This is a genomic window from Pseudoalteromonas sp. 1181_04 (assembly GCF_052850545.1).
Genome location: NZ_VXCS01000002.1, coordinates 120,188 through 137,444, shown reverse-complemented (window position 1 = coordinate 137,444; position 17,257 = coordinate 120,188). Strand labels below are relative to the sequence as shown.

The 17,257-nt window shown below is 41.2% G+C and carries 18 protein-coding genes; 12 read left to right on the top strand and 6 right to left on the bottom strand.

The window, feature by feature from the left end; translation table 11 throughout:
- Positions 1 to 2: 2 nt before the first annotated feature.
- The 6 genes from pta to FW757_RS02005 all read left to right on the top strand — a co-directional run bounded on the left by pta (position 3) and on the right by FW757_RS02005 (position 5,439).
- A complete protein-coding gene (gene pta / locus FW757_RS02030) occupies positions 3 to 2,153 on the top strand; it encodes a phosphate acetyltransferase (RefSeq protein WP_182759802.1) in 2,151 nt (716 codons plus the stop codon).
- Between the two features lie 215 nt (positions 2,154 to 2,368).
- Positions 2,369 to 2,767, top strand: a complete 399-nt coding sequence (locus FW757_RS02025; protein ID WP_145233734.1) for an ACT domain-containing protein — start codon at positions 2,369 to 2,371, stop codon at positions 2,765 to 2,767.
- Entirely contained in the window at positions 2,767 to 3,261 is a 495-nt protein-coding gene (locus FW757_RS02020; RefSeq protein ID WP_145233732.1) for a PTS sugar transporter subunit IIA, read from the top strand. The genes FW757_RS02025 and FW757_RS02020 overlap by 1 nt, the downstream gene beginning before the upstream one ends.
- A gap of 5 nt (positions 3,262 to 3,266) precedes the next feature.
- A complete protein-coding gene (locus tag FW757_RS02015; RefSeq protein WP_182717896.1) occupies positions 3,267 to 3,614 on the top strand; it encodes an ArsC family reductase in 348 nt (115 codons plus the stop codon).
- Complete coding sequence (gene dapE / locus FW757_RS02010; RefSeq protein ID WP_145233727.1) at positions 3,611 to 4,741, top strand: succinyl-diaminopimelate desuccinylase; 1,131 nt, start codon at positions 3,611 to 3,613, stop codon at positions 4,739 to 4,741. The genes FW757_RS02015 and dapE overlap by 4 nt, the downstream gene beginning before the upstream one ends.
- A complete protein-coding gene (locus FW757_RS02005; protein WP_182717898.1) occupies positions 4,738 to 5,439 on the top strand; it encodes a M15 family metallopeptidase in 702 nt (233 codons plus the stop codon). Before dapE ends, FW757_RS02005 begins: the two co-directional genes overlap by 4 nt.
- Here FW757_RS02005 and FW757_RS02000 read toward each other — a convergent pair.
- Complete coding sequence (locus FW757_RS02000) at positions 5,420 to 6,301, bottom strand: DMT family transporter (RefSeq protein WP_182739235.1); 882 nt, start codon at positions 6,299 to 6,301, stop codon at positions 5,420 to 5,422. The two genes, FW757_RS02005 and FW757_RS02000, sit on opposite strands and share 20 nt — an antisense overlap.
- A gap of 341 nt (positions 6,302 to 6,642) precedes the next feature.
- Between FW757_RS02000 and FW757_RS01995 the strand changes: the two genes are divergently transcribed.
- From FW757_RS01995 to FW757_RS01980, 4 genes are read left to right on the top strand one after another with little or no spacing between them, the layout of a single operon-like run.
- Positions 6,643 to 8,007 carry a COG3014 family protein gene (locus FW757_RS01995; RefSeq protein WP_182739234.1) on the top strand — a complete coding sequence of 455 codons (1,365 nt, stop codon included), beginning with the start codon at positions 6,643 to 6,645 and terminating at the stop codon, positions 8,005 to 8,007.
- An 8-nt stretch (positions 8,008 to 8,015) separates the two neighbouring features.
- Positions 8,016 to 8,441: a YcfL family protein gene (locus FW757_RS01990; protein WP_145233718.1), complete on the top strand. Its 426-nt coding sequence runs from the start codon at positions 8,016 to 8,018 to the stop codon at positions 8,439 to 8,441.
- A gap of 11 nt (positions 8,442 to 8,452) precedes the next feature.
- Complete coding sequence (gene lpoB, locus FW757_RS01985; protein ID WP_145233716.1) at positions 8,453 to 9,088, top strand: penicillin-binding protein activator LpoB; 636 nt, start codon at positions 8,453 to 8,455, stop codon at positions 9,086 to 9,088.
- A gap of 20 nt (positions 9,089 to 9,108) precedes the next feature.
- Complete coding sequence (locus FW757_RS01980; RefSeq protein ID WP_149981188.1) at positions 9,109 to 9,576, top strand: glycine zipper 2TM domain-containing protein; 468 nt, start codon at positions 9,109 to 9,111, stop codon at positions 9,574 to 9,576.
- Positions 9,577 to 9,647: 71 nt separating this feature from the next.
- On the opposite strand, the gene FW757_RS01975 is transcribed toward FW757_RS01980, so the two are convergent.
- A complete protein-coding gene (locus FW757_RS01975) occupies positions 9,648 to 10,865 on the bottom strand; it encodes a pyridoxal phosphate-dependent aminotransferase (protein ID WP_145233714.1) in 1,218 nt (405 codons plus the stop codon).
- Positions 10,866 to 10,971: 106 nt separating this feature from the next.
- Positions 10,972 to 11,316, bottom strand: a complete 345-nt coding sequence (locus FW757_RS01970; RefSeq protein ID WP_145233710.1) for an Hpt domain-containing protein — start codon at positions 11,314 to 11,316, stop codon at positions 10,972 to 10,974.
- Positions 11,317 to 11,466: 150 nt separating this feature from the next.
- Here FW757_RS01970 and FW757_RS01965 point away from each other — a divergent pair, with 150 nt between their 5' ends.
- Both FW757_RS01965 and FW757_RS01960 read left to right on the top strand, forming a co-directional pair.
- The gene (locus FW757_RS01965; RefSeq protein ID WP_182783626.1) at positions 11,467 to 12,072 is read left to right on the top strand and encodes a tRNA-uridine aminocarboxypropyltransferase; all 606 of its coding nucleotides are present in this window, start codon (positions 11,467 to 11,469) and stop codon (positions 12,070 to 12,072) included.
- Positions 12,069 to 12,848 (top strand): CLCA_X family protein, encoded by a 780-nt coding sequence (locus FW757_RS01960; RefSeq protein WP_446440810.1) that lies wholly within the window; start codon positions 12,069 to 12,071, stop codon positions 12,846 to 12,848. Before FW757_RS01965 ends, FW757_RS01960 begins: the two co-directional genes overlap by 4 nt.
- Here FW757_RS01960 and FW757_RS01955 read toward each other — a convergent pair.
- The 3 genes from FW757_RS01955 to apbC all read right to left on the bottom strand — a co-directional run bounded on the left by FW757_RS01955 (position 12,799) and on the right by apbC (position 17,206).
- Positions 12,799 to 15,318 (bottom strand): putative bifunctional diguanylate cyclase/phosphodiesterase, encoded by a 2,520-nt coding sequence (locus tag FW757_RS01955; RefSeq protein WP_182794438.1) that lies wholly within the window; start codon positions 15,316 to 15,318, stop codon positions 12,799 to 12,801. The genes FW757_RS01960 and FW757_RS01955 overlap by 50 nt on opposite strands.
- Before the next feature lie 217 nt (positions 15,319 to 15,535).
- Entirely contained in the window at positions 15,536 to 16,123 is a 588-nt protein-coding gene (gene dcd / locus FW757_RS01950; protein WP_145233702.1) for a dCTP deaminase, read from the bottom strand.
- 3 nt (positions 16,124 to 16,126) lie between these two features.
- A complete protein-coding gene (gene apbC, locus FW757_RS01945; RefSeq protein WP_182783622.1) occupies positions 16,127 to 17,206 on the bottom strand; it encodes an iron-sulfur cluster carrier protein ApbC in 1,080 nt (359 codons plus the stop codon).
- Positions 17,207 to 17,257: the final 51 nt, after the last annotated feature.

Sequence of the window (17,257 nt, the reverse complement as noted above, 5' to 3'; positions counted from 1 at the left end):
TTATGGCACGTCGAATTATGCTAGTACCTATCTCTACTGGGGTTGGTTTAACATCGGTCTCAGTCGGGTTAGTGCGTGCATTAGAACAAAAAGCGGTCAAAGTTAATTTTTTCAAGCCCATAGCCCAGCCTCGCTCAGGTGAAACGGGCCCTGAAAAATCAACACAAATTGTCACCCAAGGTTCGCCTATTACACCACCTACTCCCTTTGCACTAAATTATGCAGAGCAAATGATCGGGGATGGTAAAGGTGATGATTTACTTGAAGAAATTGTTGAGCGCTTTGAAAATGCCATAGGCAACGATGTGGTCGCAATTATCGAAGGTATGGTCCCTACTCGCCGCCAACCTTATGCAGGTAGAGTAAACCGCGAAATAGCACAAACTCTCGGCGCTGACATTGTGTTTGTGCTCACTCCTGGTAATGACAGTAACGATCAAATTGAAGACCGCTTAGAAATTGCAGCCGGGTATTATGGCAGTGTTGACCATGCCCGCGTATTAGGCTGTATTTTTAATAAAGTAAATGCACCACTGGATGATGAAGGCAGAGCACGCGCCGATCTCGTGGAAGCACATAAACCCGACGAGCTTGACAATGAGCTCAATCGCTTAGCATCTTTACCTATTTTTAGAAAACATCCGTTTATGTTACTTGGCTCGATCCCATGGGATTTTGAGCTGGTTGCGCCGCGCGTTAAAGATTTATGTGCGTATTTAAAAGCTGACGTGATCAACGAAGGTGATATGGCTCACCGTCGTCTACGCCGCGTAACATTTTGTGCCAGAACAGTGTCAAATATCTTAAATCATTTCACCCCAGGCGCACTGCTGGTGACCCCAGGCGATCGTTCAGATGTGTTAGTTGCGGCCTGTTTATCAGCCATGAATGGCACTAAATTAGGAGCTATCTTATTAACTGGTGGTTTTAAACCTGAGCCACGGATCATGACCTTGTGCGAACAAGCGATGGCCACCGGCCTGCCAATCCTCAGTACAGATGCTGACACCTGGCGTACTTCATTGCTACTGCATAACTTTAATATGGAAGTACCGTGCGATGACGTACAACGAATTGATAAAGTAAAGCATCATAATGCCAGCCATATTGATTCTGACTGGTTAGATACGCTTGCTAAAAGTGTCGGCAAAACTCGTAAAATGTCGCCTCCAGCATTTCGTTATTTACTCACGGATAAAGCCCGCCAAGCGGCAAAAACTATAGTGTTACCTGAAGGCAATGAGCCTCGCACAATAAAAGCCGCCGCTATTTGCGGTCAACGTGGTATTGCGAAGACCATTCTATTGGGCGATCGAGAAGAAATTGAACGTATCGCTATACAACAAGGTGTTGAGCTAAACGAAAATGTAACCATTATCGAACCTCATGATGTGATCAACGACTATGTTGCGCCTATGGTTGAAATTCGTAAAAGCAAAGGCCTGACTGAAGTGGTTGCCCTTGAACAGCTCCAAGACAACGTTGTGCTTGGCACTATGATGTTAGAGCGTGGTCAAGTTGATGGTCTGGTTTCGGGTGCAGTAAATACAACTGCCAACACCATTCGTCCGCCGCTGCAATTAATAAAAACCGCACCAGGGTCATCATTAGTCTCGTCGGTGTTTTTTATGTTGCTGCCTGATCAAGTACTGGTATACGGAGATTGTGCTATTAATCCTGATCCAACCGCTGAGCAATTAGCCGATATTGCCATTCAATCCGCAGACTCAGCCGCCGCATTTGGTATTGAGCCACGAGTAGCGATGATAAGCTACAGCACCGGCACGTCAGGCACTGGGGCTGATGTAGAAAAAGTCCGTCTAGCAACAAAGTTAGCGCAACAAAAGCGCCCTGATCTGATCATCGATGGTCCATTACAATATGATGCAGCGATTATGGAAAATGTCGCACTTAAAAAAGCACCAAATAGTCCAGTGGCTGGTAAAGCGACGGTGTTTATATTTCCAGACTTAAATACCGGGAATACCACTTATAAAGCGGTGCAACGAAGTGCTGATTTGATAAGTATCGGCCCAATGTTGCAAGGTATGCGCAAACCCGTCAATGACTTAAGCCGCGGTGCTTTGGTTGATGATATTGTCTATACCATTGCGCTTACTGCCATTCAAGCGGCACAAGCCGAAAATATTTAATACCATGGGTAAAGTGATTGCGTGGTGATCACTTTACCCTGAGCATTTCTTTAGCTAATAATAATTATAAATAACTTAGCGTTGTTATACCTCCCTATTCCCAACCTTATCCACAGAAATTGTGGACAACATTGCTCTTTTATTTAAGTAAGATAATCTATACTATTGATCAGTATACACAGATGGGAAGTCTCACAATTAAAAAAGGGGTAGCAATGTCTAAGCAAACGTTACAACTGCATAGTACGGCCTTTACCATTCATAGCCTTGATGTTGATAGCGAGATCCCCGCTGCTTTATTCAAACAATCAATGTTTATTATCGCCAAAACCAACGATGAGTTATCTATTGTTTGCCCTAGCCAGTTCGCCATTGAAAGCCTTGATGCTGAGCACGATTGGCGCGCGTTAGAAGTGATCGGTCCACTTGGTTTTTCATTAACCGGAATAATGGCAAATATTTCTGGAGTTTTAGCCAGAGCAAATATCTCTATTTTTGCTATTTCAACCTACGACACCGATTACGTTTTAGTAAAACAACAGCGTATTAAAGATGCCATCAGCGCGTTAAAAAAAGATGGCTATCAGTTTCTCAATGAGCCCAAATTAACATAATGAAATACACGGATATTAGTTATTTACCACAACGTCAGTTAGCGGCTAACAGTATTGCAATTTGTAGCCCTTTTAGTGGTAAAGTTGCCCCATTAAGTGAGCACCCAGAACCCTTCTTTAGCTACGGCACACTTGGCCCAGGGATTATGGTTGCCCTGAGCAATCATAAAATATTAGCGCCCTTTGATGGTACATTAATGCAAGTAAAAAATGCCGGTACTGAATTTATTTTACAAGCCAACAATGGCTTAAAAGTGCTTCTAAATTTATATTTAGACCAACAGCAACACATTAAACACACTCATATAGCCCAACTCAACGGCAGTAAAATAACCAAAGGGCAACGGCTCGCTTATTTTGATCTTAGAGATCTCAATAGCCCCTTACTTGCCAGCCTTATTTTACTTAACGGGCATCAACTTAAACCAATACATTATTCTTTATCTCAGGTTACAGCTGGGGTAGATACTCTTTTAACACTAACTAAGAAGTAATTAATATGACGACTCTTTACGGCATTAGTAACTGCGACACTATAAAAAAAGCCAAAAAATATTTAACCGATAACAACATTGACTTTAATTTTCATGATTACCGTAAAGACGGCATAAGCCTTGATATGATCACTGAGTTTGCAACACACATCGACTGGCAAGATCTGGTCAATAAACGTGGCACAACCTATCGCCAATTATCAGATGAGCAAAAACAGAACCTTGATAAAGACACTGCCTTGGCAATTTTGGTAGCACAACCGGCAATGATCAAGCGCCCAGTGCTTATTCGCAACAACAGCTATCATTTAGGTTTTAAACCAGCGCAATACGATGAGATTTTTGCATCATGAATCATCCCGTCATCGAACTTGCGCAAGCCTTAATACAGCGTCGCTCAGTCACCCCTGAAGATGCAGATTGCCAAACTATAATGAATGAGCGATTGGCACAGCTTGGTTTTAATATTGAATCACTGTTTTTTACTGACACCCAAAATACATGGGCGCGAAAAGGCGACAGTTCACCGCACTTTTGCTTTGCAGGTCACACTGATGTAGTACCAACTGGACCAGAAAAGAACTGGCAGCACCCGCCTTTCTCTGGCTTTCTAGCCGATGGCATGTTGCATGGCCGTGGTGCGGCTGATATGAAAGGCTCTTTAGCTGCCATGGTGGTAGCAACCGAGCGATTTGTAACTAAACACCCCGATCATAAAGGCTCAATTTCTTTTTTAATTACCTCTGATGAAGAAGGCCCTTTTATCAACGGCACCACGCGAGTAATCGATACGCTGGAGGCCCGAGGTGAAAAAATAGATATGTGTTTGGTTGGCGAGCCTTCATCGCGTGATGTACTGGGTGATGTCGTTAAAAATGGCCGCCGAGGCTCACTGACTGGCTTTTTAACTGTTAAAGGCATACAAGGTCATGTGGCTTATCCGCAACTTGCTCTAAACCCGATTCATATTGCAGCGCCAATGCTTGCCCAGTTGAGTCAAACGGTATGGGACAACGGCAATGAATTTTTTCCTGCTACTAGTTTTCAGATTTCAAATATTAATGGCGGTACGGGAGCTGGCAATGTGATCCCAGGCGAGCTTGAAGTGCAATTTAATTTTCGCTTTAGTACCGAAGTAACTCATCAGCAACTCCAGCAACGAGTTAACGACATTCTGGCTGAATATGATTTTGCATACGAGCTGAGTTGGATTGTTAACGGTCAGCCATTTATCACCGAAGGCGGCCCGCTTATTGATGCGACGGTTGCAGCCATCAAATCAATAACTGGCTTAAATACCGCACTTGAAACCACTGGCGGTACTTCAGATGGACGTTTTATAGCACAAACCGGCGCTAAGGTTATTGAACTTGGACCACGTAACGACACCATTCATAAAGTGAATGAGTGCGTTAATTGTGATGATCTCATTGCACTTGCTGATATTTACGAGCAAATTCTAGAGCAACTTTTAACATGATCCCTGCTAAGCTCACATCGCAACAGTTGGCTGAGTGTGCCTGTGGTAAAGACGAGCTACTGCTTGTTGATTATCAAGCTCATAAACTGCATAAAGACATTATTGATGACTTTATGCAGTTGCAAAATGCAGCTCGCGATGCAGGCTTTGCACTGACTATTGCATCAAGCTTTCGTAACTTTGAACGTCAAGCATTGATTTGGAATGCTAAATTTAATGGTCATCGACCTGTGCTCAATAAGCAGCAACAGCCAGTTGATTTAGCCTCCATGACAGACATTGAAAAATGCCATGCCATTATGCTTTATTCAGCCCTACCGGGAAGCAGTCGCCATCACTTTGGTACTGATCTGGATATTTTTGACAAAGCCAGTGTTTCTGATGACTATCAGCTGCAGTTAGAGCCGCACGAATACCAAGACAATGGCCCTTTTGCAGCGCTGACCAAGTGGCTTGATAGTCATATAGAAAAGTATGGCTTTTATCGCCCTTATCAACATGATTTAGGCGGCGTTGCGCCTGAACCTTGGCATATTAGCCACATAGTGCAATCTGACATTTTACTACAACATCAGAGTTTAACCGTATTAGCTGATACTATAAATAACAGTCAGCTTGCCGGCAAAGCTGCTATTTTGGCGAATTTGCCGCAACTGTATCAGCGTTACGTGCTCAATGTCAGCCCTGCGGTTGTTTAGCCAGTAAAAAAACCAGCACAGCGCCAAGAATAACTGCGCTGGCAATAACAAACTGAATGCTTAGTTCTTCCGCTAAAAATAACATCCCTGCCAGTGCAGCTATCACTGGCACACAAAGCTGAACCACTGCGGCTTGACTGCTTTTTAATAAGGGTACGGCAACATACCAAACACTATAGCCAATACCCGACGCAAGAGCACCAGATGCACATGCAAGCACGATCCCCTGCCAACTGATCCCCGATAAATAACCAAAACCCACGATCAACAATATCGGTAATGCAAATAAACTACGCACAAAATTAAACGTTGTGGTTTTCAGTGGGGATAGGCACACTTTTCCGCGAATACTGTATATCCCCCACGCAATACCGCTAATAGTCATTAATAATGCAGGGCTCATTGACGGCATCGTTGCCGATGGCAGCATTAAATACACAAAACCAAGGACAGCGATAATAAATGCACACCACTGTACAGTTGTGAGTCGCTCCTTGTTGAAAATCCCCCAGCCAATCATAGTCAATTGAACAGCAGAAAATAAAATCAACGCGCCAGTTCCAGTGTCCAATTCTACATAGGCAATTGAAAAACATAACGCATAAACCAGTAAGCTAACACTGCTGCGCCAACTACCACGTTCATGCTCTGCATTATTAAGATTGTTATCTTCCCTAGCTAAAGACTCTGTTGGTACTGCTTGTATAAGGAAAATAAATCCTAAACACAATGCGCCACTGAATAGCCGCAAAGCTGTGAAATTCCATGGATCAATGTAATTTTGTGCTAATGCCATACGACATAAAAGAGAATTAGCTGCAAATGCCACTAGGGCGAGTACCGTAAACAATGTTGCTTTCAAAGTGATCCTTAGTTTTAATCTTGCTAAGCATTAAACCCTATGAGGTGAGTTATTCTATCGTTTAGTAGTCGGCAACCACTCGAGCCATTAATTTAATCAACATAATAAGAAAATCAGCTACCTGTTTGCCTGAAGTATCTATTTATACAGGATTGCCATAATAGCGCAAAGCTTACCTATTGTTTTGATCATTCGAATGTATCGTGCAACAACTCAGTGACCAATGATCGCGTAACTATTTCTTATAAACACGGTGATTACTACGCTTTTTTACATTGTTTAACATCTCCTCTGGATTAGATTATGCTAATCTGTATTAACGCTTATAAAAGGAGTGCCATGTGCAACGCAGTGTTATTTTTGGCTTTTGTGTCATGCTAAGTGGATGCAGCACCATTGGGTTTAGTGATCTGTTTTCAGATTACGCTACCCAAATGAAGCCTGTACGCCAAGCTATTAAGACCAACAATATCGACCAAGCCCAACAGCTTTTGCCGACTAATGGGCAGTCACATAGTAACTACTTGCTCAATCAATTAGAGCAGGCCCGTTTAAGCAATTTAAATAATCAAAATGAGGCTGCAAAACCACAGTACGAAGCGGTATATCAGCAAATGGAAATAAAACGCCAAGCAGCAAAAATACAAGTAAGCGCAGGGCTTGAACAAAGTAACGCCCTTTTAACCAATGATTCAGTCATTAGCTATACGCCAGCGGCTTATGAAATGAGTATGCTGCACAGTTACCAAGCACTTAATTATATATATCAACATAATATCGAAGGCGCATTAGTCGAAGTTCGCCGTGCAAATAAAGTACAAACAGATGCGTTAACGGCTAATCAAGACGACATAGATGCTAGCGTGAAAGCAGCACAAAAACATTACCCAAGTATGGATGAGGTGATCAAAAACGTAAAAAATGGCTATCAAAATGCGTTTACATTTTATCTGTCAGGTTTGCTCTATCAAAGTAATAAACAATACGATGATGCATATATAGATTATAAAAAGGCACTAGAGATCAACCCTGAAAACACCTATTTGCAGCAGGTTGTGCTGCAATTAGCAAAACAGCAAGGGTTTGATCAAGATTTTTCCGAGTATAAAAAACGCTTTGCTGAATTACCAAAACAAGTCGCCAACAGCGGTGACGTTGTGGTCTTGATCGAACAAGGTTTAGTGCCAGAAAAAGATGAATTTGTGTTGCGTCTGCCTATTTATACATCCGGTGGTGATGCCCGTTTTTATAGCTTAGCGATGCCCGTTTATAAAGATAGAGCTTATATACCAGCGGTTAGTGATATTAGTATCGGAACACAGATTTTACCTTTGAGTCCATTGGTAAGAATAGAAGCGTTAGCGGCTAAAACACTTGAAGAGCAAACACCGGCAAGAGTATCGAGGCAAATACTGCGGTTAGTCGCTAAAGAAAAAGTACGGGCAGAGCTGGCTAGAAGTGGCGGCGATGTGGGTAATATACTCGCTAATCTATACAACCTAGCCTCTGAGCAAGCAGATACCCGCAGTTGGTTAACTTTACCTAATCAAATAAGTGTTGCGCGCACCCAGTTAACAGCAGGAGACCATGTTTTAAAACTTGCCAATCAGAAAGACATAAACTTTACGGTTAGTAAGCAAGGGTTAACCTTGATTTATCTAACCTCTATTAACAACTATTTTAATTCCCATGTAGTGCAACTTTAGGAGCTATCATGAAATATTTAGTGCCATTATTAACGGTCTGTCTACTTGCTGCCTGTACCAGTAGACCGACTACATCAGGTATAAGTGTTGAACAAGCTTCAGCGCAATACCAACAACAGCTAAAAGTCGATAATCCTGCACTAGGTAAAAAGCTGGCCATTAGTGATGTAAAGACTCGCCAAACGAATCAATTAACTGATGTTGTTGTCACACTTTCGAGTCAGTATAAAAAATCACAATATTTACAGTATCAATTTACCTGGTATGACGGCGATGGTTTTGTGATCAAAGGCAATCATTCTCCTTGGCAATCATTGACTTTATTTGGTTTTGCTAACGTGCAACTGCCTGGCCTTGCACCTACATCTGATGCGGTTACATTTTCATTAGCGGTACGCGAAGTATCGACACAAGCACAAGAATTTAAAGATTAAAGGACACCATTATGAATACAGTAAACACAACTAAAAAACCAACGCTTAAAACACTCTCGGGTTTTGCGTTGTTAGGTTTGAGTGCGCTTGCCCTCAGTGGCTGTGCCAATAAAGCCGTAGTCAGCTACGGAGACGCACAAGCTGTAGAAACAACTGATATTAACTTCGGTTCAACTGACTTACAAAAAGTCGCCAGTCAAATGACGGATTCACTGTTGGCATCACCTGTGGTCGGCACATTAACAGCTAATACTCGACCAATCGTATTTGTTGAACGTATAAAAAACAAAACCAGTGAACACATTGATACTGAATCAATTACCGATTCAATTTCAACACAATTATTGCGCAGTGGTAAATTTCGTTTTGTTGATATGGGTCGCGTAGAAGCCGCTCGAGAACAATTGAACTTTCAAAATGATGATGCCCTAGTAGACCCAACTAAAGCGATTGCATTTGGCCAACAAGTTGGCGCGCAGTATATGCTTTATGGCAACCTGTCGAGCATCGTAAAATCGAATGCTGATAAAGCCGACGTATACTATAAATTCACAATGCGCTTAATGGATTTAAAAAGTGGCTTAGTAGAATGGGCGGACGAAACAGAAATTCGTAAAACCCGCGAAAAATCAACCTTTGGCTGGTAATTCAGCTGAGGAGGTAAATGATGAATAAACTCATACTTGGGCTGTGTACAGCCCTGCTCATCAGTAATCCAAGCTTTGCCGCATACGAACGCAATAAAGCCGTTCCTGTCCAGCAAGTACTATTTGGCAGTGTTCAATCTGTACGTAATATTACCGAGCAAGAACTTGTTCAAGACAAAAATAGTGGCTGGAAAACCTTTGGCGGTGCATTACTTGGTGGCGTTATTGGTAACCAATTTGGCGGCGGCAGTGGTCGCACCGCAGCGACTATTCTAGGCTCGGTCATCGGTGGCAGTGTGGCGAACAACAGGCAACAAAGCAGCCATTATAATCAATACCATTTAGTCGAGTTAATGATCAAAGTTGAAAACGGTGAACAATTTATGGTGGTACAAGACAAAGACAATCAAATGATATTTAGAACTGGCGACAGCGTGCGCTTAGTGTATTTATCAGATAATACAGTCCGCGTTGATAAAGCCTATTAAGCTATTACATTAAACTAAAAAGCGAGCAGTATTAATGCTCGCTTTTTAGTATTTATAACTTTATTACTACGTTAACTTTGTCTGTAATCGCTAAAAAAGCGTTGCATCTTACTCATCGCAGTCGTTAAATCATCTTTGTTAGGTAAAAATACCAATCTGAAATGATCTGGATTTGGCCAGTTAAATGCTCTTCCGTGAACCAGTAAGATCTTTTCTGCTTTGAGTAAATCTAAAATCATTTTTTCATCATTTTTGATATTAAAACGCTCAGTATCTACTTTGGCAAATGCGTACAATGCTCCTTTTGGTTTTGCACACGAAATACCTTCTATCGCATTTAAACCACGCCATGCAATATCACGTTGTTCGTATAAACGCCCACCGGGATTTATTAAATCATCAATCGACTGTACGCCACCTAATGCTTGCTGGATCGCATATTGTGCCGGCACATTGGCACATAAACGCATAGAGGCTAAAATATCTAAACCTTTACGTAAATCATCCATCAATGCAGTACGGCCACTTAATACCATCCAGCCCATACGCAAACCCGCTGCGCGATAGGTTTTTGCTAAGCCATTAAAAGTAATTATCGGCACATCATCACACAGTGCACCAATGGAGCTGTGCGTGATCCCATCGTATAAAATCTTCTCATAGATTTCATCACTCAATAACAATAATTTATGTTCACGTGCAATATCAATTAACTGCTGTAAAAGTGCGTCGTCGTATACTGCACCCGTCGGATTATTAGGGTTGATCAGCACTAATGCTTTAGTTTTTGACGTGATTTTACTGCGAATATCAGCAATATCAGGGAACCAATCTTGCTCTTCATCACATAGGTAATGGACTGGATTACCACCCGCAAGTTTGACTGAAGCGGTCCACAATGGATAATCAGGTGCTGGGATCAACACTTCATCATCATTATTCAGCAAAGCTTGAGTCGTCATTTGAATTAATTCACTGACCCCATTACCAATATAAATATTATCGACGTCTAGGTTATATAAACCACGTTGTTGGTAGTGCTGATAAATAGCCACACGGGCTGAGTAGAGGCCTTTGGAGTCACAATAACCTTGGGCTGAATACAAGTTACGAATAATATCGCGGTGCATATCTTCAGGCATATCAAACCCAAATGCCGCAGGATTACCAATATTCAATTTTAAAACTTTTTGGCCTTCATCTTCCATTTTGCGAGCCTGAACTAACACCGGCCCACGAATGTCATAACAAACGCCTTGTAATTTATGACTCTTTTTAATTTCTGACATTTTTACCTCTACTAGTGGAACAGCTAGATTAACCTAGTAGAGGGGCTAAATACCAGTGGATTTAATACCTCAAAACTGAAATAAATTCACGTCTGGGTATAGCTAACTAACGGCTTTGTAACCAATCAGTTAACTTAGCTGCTGATCCGGCAACTTGGTTGTCAAGCTGCTGAGCTGCCGCAAGCGCCTGAGAAACATCATTATTATTTAAACTTTGTTCAATTTCTCTGGCCACCTGAGATAGACTGCTGGCACCAAACTGCGCGGCATTTGATTTTAAACTATGAGCATGGCGACTTGCGACTTGGATATCACTATGTATTGTAGCCAATACTTCAGAGCCTAATCGTTCAAATTCAGCACAACAAAAAGTCAGCGTATCGCTAAATTGCTCGCCTAATAACGATTCCATACTTTCCAATGCGCTTTCATCAATGACTATTGTATTCATTATTCATCCTTTTGTATTTAGCAACACTAAACCAGTAACTTATACTATTTTTATACTTTATCGTTCTATAGAAAAAAAACCAACTAATTGTCTCATTAAGCGTATAATTAGCGGGTTTTTCAACTTATTGCTACTAAACAAGATTCTTTTATGTCCCGTTCTTTGTGTGTTAATTGTAAATTTAGTCTACAAACGTGTCTTTGTGAAGATTTGTCGGTACTGGAAAATAAACTCAAAGTTATAATTTTGCAGCATCCTAGCGAAGTAAAGATCACTAAAAACACCGCCCGTTTACTCACATTGTGCCTAACGCAATACGACATCATGGTAGGAGAAACGCAGGCTGATTTTGCACAACTAAACACACTACCCGTTGCCACAACTGCATTACTCTACCCTGATGATAATGCCATCTTACTGGATGATGAAAGTACCGCAGCACCACAATTTAAAAGCCGGTTAAGTCATCTAATTGTAATCGATGGCACCTGGAAAAAAGCATTTAAGATCATGCAACTTACCCCAGCCCTTGCGGCTTTTAAAAAGGTCAGCTTTACGACGATCCCACAAAACCGATATCGTATTCGCAAAGCTCCCCGTGCAGATAGCCTCTCCACATTAGAAGCGGTTGCACATAGTTTAGCCTTGATTGAACATATTAACCCTGAGCCTTTATATCAGGCACTGGAAGCGCTCAACAGCAAACAAACCCAGTTTATGCCTGAGCATATTAAAGCGCGTTATCAAGCCAAATGAGTGCCAGCAATCGCTTAAAGCGCGGGTTTTACCGCCAAGGACCGGATTACCGATTTGATGACCAAGTTGACTTTAGTGATATCCGCGATACATTTGGTTTTCGTACTATGGTGGTGGGTAAATGGGTCACCATAGAAGAACGCTTTATTAGTGCTAATTTAATTTACGACGCACTAGCCGATTTAGCGCAAATACTGCAAGTGCCGCCAAAGACCATTGGTCTGAGGGGGAAACTCAATTTTGCTTTTGGCCATGGCGGGCAACAACACGTCCAAGCACATTATAATAGCCGTACTCGTACCCTTGCGCTGGCAAAAAATGCAGGCGGTGGCGCGCTGGCGCATGAATGGTTTCATGCGTTTGATCATCACATAACTAAACACATATTTCCCCAGCATTCGCCACAGCATTTTGCCTCTAAACTTTGGCTGGAGCACACGATTGGGCAAAGTCACCCACTAAACTTAGCATTAAATAAGTTTTACCAAGGGGTATTTCTAGAACCAACCGGTCAACACGCTAATCAGTATGTATTAGATTGTATAGAATTTGATAAACGCCATCAGCAGTTTTATATGAGTATGCCTGAAGAGTTAGCTGCACGTAGTTTTGAAGCTTGTATTGCTTGTAATGAGCAGATCGTTAATCACTTTTTAGTCTCTGGGCTCAATAACTCAGCGCTAATTTACCCTAAGCGCGATAGCTTAAAAATTTGTAATAACGCGCTCAATGATTATTTTTCCCAATTAGGTCAACTACTTTTTCAAGATCATTGACAAATACGGTGGTGGTTTCAAGATTTTCTTCAAGCCACTGCATGTAATCGTCAAACGGTAATGGCCGTGAAAAAAAGTATCCCTGACCAACTTCACAGCCATAGCTTTGTAATTTAGCCATACTTTGGCTATCTTCTATCCCTTCAGCCACTACGTATGAACCCAGTGATTTGGCAATATCACAGGTAGCACGACAAATTGTTTGATCATTTTTAGAGTATTCAATATTCATTACAAATTGCTTATCTATTTTTATTTCATCAAAGCCCATTTTGCTCAAATACGCGAGTGACGAATACCCCGTGCCAAAGTCATCAATTGCTATTTTAACGCCAATTAAACGGTAATCATTCAGGGCATTTTTTATATCAACCCCCTCAAAGAGTGTTGCCGATTCCGTTAGTTCTAACATTACATTAGCCGGGTTGAGTTGATGCTCATTCAACAACGTTATAAATAACACGGGTAAATCTTTACGCAGCAAATCTTTAGCCGAAATATTGATAGATACAATATGCTCAGGCAATAATACAATCATTTTCTTTTGATATTGCAGTGCTTGCGTAATAACCCATTCGGTTAAATCTGAAATTATCCCTGATGATTCAGCAATAGGGATAAATAAATCAGGGGGAACATTACCCAATTGTGGATGCTCCCAACGTAATAAAGCTTCCGCGCCGTACACTTTACCGGTGTTTAGATATATCTGTGGTTGAAAAAATAAACTAAGCTGATCGCATTCAATGGCTTCTTTTAGAGCTGATGCAATCGCAATGCGCCGTTGCGATAACGTCACATTCTCTATATTAAACATATGCCAGCGTTCACCATGAAGGGGTTTAACCGCCAGTGCTTGCAGCCCTCGCTGGACTAGTTGTAATGAGGTACTGGCATGTAAGGGATAATTTGCTACACCGATTTCAACTTTATCAATTAAGTGAATGCGTTGATGAGTGAGACCCTCAGCAAAAACGCTATTGATCACACATACAAACTGCTCTACTTGGCTTAATTCTAACTTGCCGACTATTACAACCCCATAGGTGCTGTCATCTAACCTGGCAATACAACGGCTATGCTGATGGTTAGCTTCAACACACAGTACATTCATTGAGGCTAATTGCTGGGCTAATTTGCCCATGGTTAATTTTATCTGCTCATTTACATGTTCATAGCCAAAATTTGCTCGAGCATTAATCAGTACAGCAGGCCTAAATAACAGTAAAGAATGCTCTGTTGATAATTTCACCTGACTATCAAGACGCTCTATTAGTAACTGTTTATTAGGTAGTTTTGTATCATCGTCGTGAGTGAGGCTGTAGCTATATTGCATAACACACTTACGCTCGTGAATGAGTAACACCATCACAAAAGTAATTACATTTAGCACCAGTAACATATCATTAAGTTGCTGTATCTGTGCACCAGCCACCAGCGTTGCTTGCCAACATAAAGTTTGTAAAGCCACTGCAAACCAAACCAGTACAAACTTAAATTGCATCGCTTTTTTGGTATTACTAAGCCAATAAAAAAATAAATAACTCATCACCACCAACATAGAACCCAAACACACGGTCACTACAGCAAACTGCACTGATTGCTTCATAAAACAGCTAAATAGTGCTGCAACACAAAATAAGCTTATATAAACTGTTAACTTATCTTGTCGAGCGTTTAAATGATTTTGCGACTGTAAATAATGAATAAAGTAAAAGTTGACCACCCCTAAGGCTATAACTTGAAATGAAAACTGTAACTTTGTGTACCATAAAGACGCAAATTCAATATTAAAGTAATTCAACACCCCTTTTGCTATTAAAAACTCACTTAATACACACACTAGGTAAGCAAGTAAATAAAGCGATTTTGCTTGATGAGATAAACCGTATACAGTGCCAACAACGGCAAGACACAGCAGTAATAGCCCGGTAATTAAAAAGAAATTTCGCAGTTTCTTGTTTATCAAATTGGCAAATTCATTACCAGTTGCAAGGCCAATGCTCAGCCTGTCATCTTCACTATGGCGAGCGTAAATTACAGCCCAACGAGCCTCATCTTTAGGTAACAGTGCGTGTGGCAGTACTTTATCAACATAACGGTATGCATCATTTTTTACTTCAACTAACGGGTTGAAACTCTCATCAAGAATATAAAAATTAAGCTGCGCTAAATGGGAATTGTCTGCATAAATCACCTCAACTTTTGATTGCGACCGTTTATTTAAATCAACAATAAACCAATAACCTTGCTCTGCCTTGATACGAACATGTGATAAATCTGTTTTTGAATCGGTAGTGACAACTTGTTCTAGTAAGGGTTTGGTAGTTTGAAAGGGCGTATTTGCTGGCACTAACCAGCCACTGGCAGACACTTCATCAGCCATCACAGACGCTGTAGCAGTAATGCTTAACAGTATTAAAAAAATCTTTATACAATATGCTCGCGCTAATATGCTTGCCTGATCCACTGTCACTCCATGTGCATTGAATAAATAGTAAATTATAAAAAGATAATTAAAGTATGGAGGTATTAAATGAAATAGCCAGTAAATAACCTGAACCGTGGATAATATATCAATAAAATGCTTAAGCAGTTTTTATGGTAGTAAAATCGAGTGAGTGTATTTCCAAGCAATAAAAAAGGCCTATCAAGTGATAAGCCTTTATTTTAAAAATATATTTTAATTAGTTACTATCATCACTAATACGACTTGCAACTGCGCTGGTTTGATCTTTATATTTGGCATCTTTGCGTGTATTGTACGGATTTTCAGCAGGACCTGACATGGTCTCAAAGCTCATAGCGCCGATTTTCATCATTGGTCGTAATGCCAACGGCAATTTACCGGAGTTATAAAACTCTAACACGATATTACCAGACCAACCGGGATCAATCCGATGGGCCGTCACATGCACCATTAAACCTAGACGTGCCAAAGATGAACGACCGTCAAGCCAGCCAACGATATCTGCCGGCAACGTGACTTTTTCATAGGTCATCGCAAGGGCTAATTCACCTGGGTGTAAAAAGAATGCATCGCCCTCTTTTAACACTATTTCATCGCTCATTATTGATTCCATTGCTTTATTAAGCTGATCTTTTGGACCACTTAAATCAACATAAGCTGCTGTATGATCTTGAAATACACGAAACTTATTACCTAAACGTAAATCTGCCGTTACCCCAGAAATCATTTCATCGGTCGGACTTGGCTCAATAATAATACGCTGTTGGGCAATATATTCTTTAATATGGGTATCTGATAATCTCATTAGTTAATCATCCGTAATCACAATTTCGACTGAATTATGATGGGGTTGTTGATAGTAAAGCATACTGGCAATCAGCCGCGCAGCGTCAGCATAAGTTTCACTCACCGCAGCCTGATTATCCATGGCGATTAATTTGCCTTGCTCTGAGTATTCGCGAATATCAATCGCCAAAGGAATTTGCGACAACACTGGCACACCATGACGCTGAGCTAATTTTATTGCGCCATCCTTACCAAATACATGGTTTGGTTCGCCGCAGTGTGAGCACAAAAAATGACTCATATTTTCAATCAAGCCCAATACTGGCACATTCACTTTATTAAACATGGCAATGCCTTTTTGCGCATCAGCAAGTGCTAAATCTTGCGGAGTCGTCACAATCACCGTGCCACTGGCAGGTACTTTCTGACTCATAGTAAGTTGAATATCCCCAGTTCCTGGTGGCATATCTACAATCAGGTAATCAAGCTCACCCCATGCAGTTTCATTTAACAGTTGCGTTAATGCGCCCGACGCCATCGGTCCGCGCCAAACTGTGGCATCATCACTAGGCACTAAAAAGCCAATTGATTGTGCTTTGATGCCATTAGCGTCAAATGGTAGCAATTGCTTGTCATTTTTAGCCGTGGGTGTTGCTCCTTCAAGGCCTAGCAACATTGGAATAGACGGGCCATAAATATCCGCATCTAAAATCCCCACTTTCGCGCCTTCAGCTTTGAGTGCGCCCGCTAAATTTACCGCGGTGGTTGATTTACCCACACCACCTTTACCTGATGCAATCAACACAATATGTTTTATCGCTTTGAACTTACATGCTTCAGTCAGCTCAATGCTTGCGTTAATTGTCACTGCTTGATTAAGTTGTTGGCTTACAAACGCTGCTACCTTTGGCATTTCAGATAACGCAGCAAATGGCAGCGTTAAATGAAGCAATATTGATTTATCAGTTTTTGATTCAATGCTTTTAATGAATTTTTCATCAATGCCGACAGCAAAAGCGGCACTGCGATACCCTGCTAAGGCAGTAAGAATCGGTTGTTTTTGCACCGATTTAGAGGAGAATAGTTTCGACAATCCAAACATAACAATAAAATAGTGTTTCTTTGATGAAAATTGCCTCGGAATTATGTAACA

Excerpts from the sequence above, each read along its gene's own strand:
- pta (WP_182759802.1), top strand. The coding sequence starts at position 3 with ATGGCACGTCGAATTATGCTAGTACCTATCTCTACTGGGGTTGGTTTA.
- FW757_RS02025 (WP_145233734.1), top strand. The coding sequence starts at position 2,369 with ATGTCTAAGCAAACGTTACAACTGCATAGTACGGCCTTTACCATTCAT.
- FW757_RS02020 (WP_145233732.1), top strand. The coding sequence starts at position 2,767 with ATGAAATACACGGATATTAGTTATTTACCACAACGTCAGTTAGCGGCT.
- FW757_RS02015 (WP_182717896.1), top strand. The coding sequence starts at position 3,267 with ATGACGACTCTTTACGGCATTAGTAACTGCGACACTATAAAAAAAGCC.
- dapE (WP_145233727.1), top strand. The coding sequence starts at position 3,611 with ATGAATCATCCCGTCATCGAACTTGCGCAAGCCTTAATACAGCGTCGC.
- FW757_RS02005 (WP_182717898.1), top strand. The coding sequence starts at position 4,738 with ATGATCCCTGCTAAGCTCACATCGCAACAGTTGGCTGAGTGTGCCTGT.
- FW757_RS01990 (WP_145233718.1), top strand. The coding sequence starts at position 8,016 with ATGAAATATTTAGTGCCATTATTAACGGTCTGTCTACTTGCTGCCTGT.
- lpoB (WP_145233716.1), top strand. The coding sequence starts at position 8,453 with ATGAATACAGTAAACACAACTAAAAAACCAACGCTTAAAACACTCTCG.
- FW757_RS01980 (WP_149981188.1), top strand. The coding sequence starts at position 9,109 with ATGAATAAACTCATACTTGGGCTGTGTACAGCCCTGCTCATCAGTAAT.
- FW757_RS01975 (WP_145233714.1), bottom strand. The coding sequence starts at position 10,865 with ATGTCAGAAATTAAAAAGAGTCATAAATTACAAGGCGTTTGTTATGAC.
- FW757_RS01970 (WP_145233710.1), bottom strand. The coding sequence starts at position 11,316 with ATGAATACAATAGTCATTGATGAAAGCGCATTGGAAAGTATGGAATCG.
- FW757_RS01965 (WP_182783626.1), top strand. The coding sequence starts at position 11,467 with ATGTCCCGTTCTTTGTGTGTTAATTGTAAATTTAGTCTACAAACGTGT.
- FW757_RS01960 (WP_446440810.1), top strand. The coding sequence starts at position 12,069 with ATGAGTGCCAGCAATCGCTTAAAGCGCGGGTTTTACCGCCAAGGACCG.
- dcd (WP_145233702.1), bottom strand. The coding sequence starts at position 16,123 with ATGAGATTATCAGATACCCATATTAAAGAATATATTGCCCAACAGCGT.
- apbC (WP_182783622.1), bottom strand. The coding sequence starts at position 17,206 with ATGTTTGGATTGTCGAAACTATTCTCCTCTAAATCGGTGCAAAAACAA.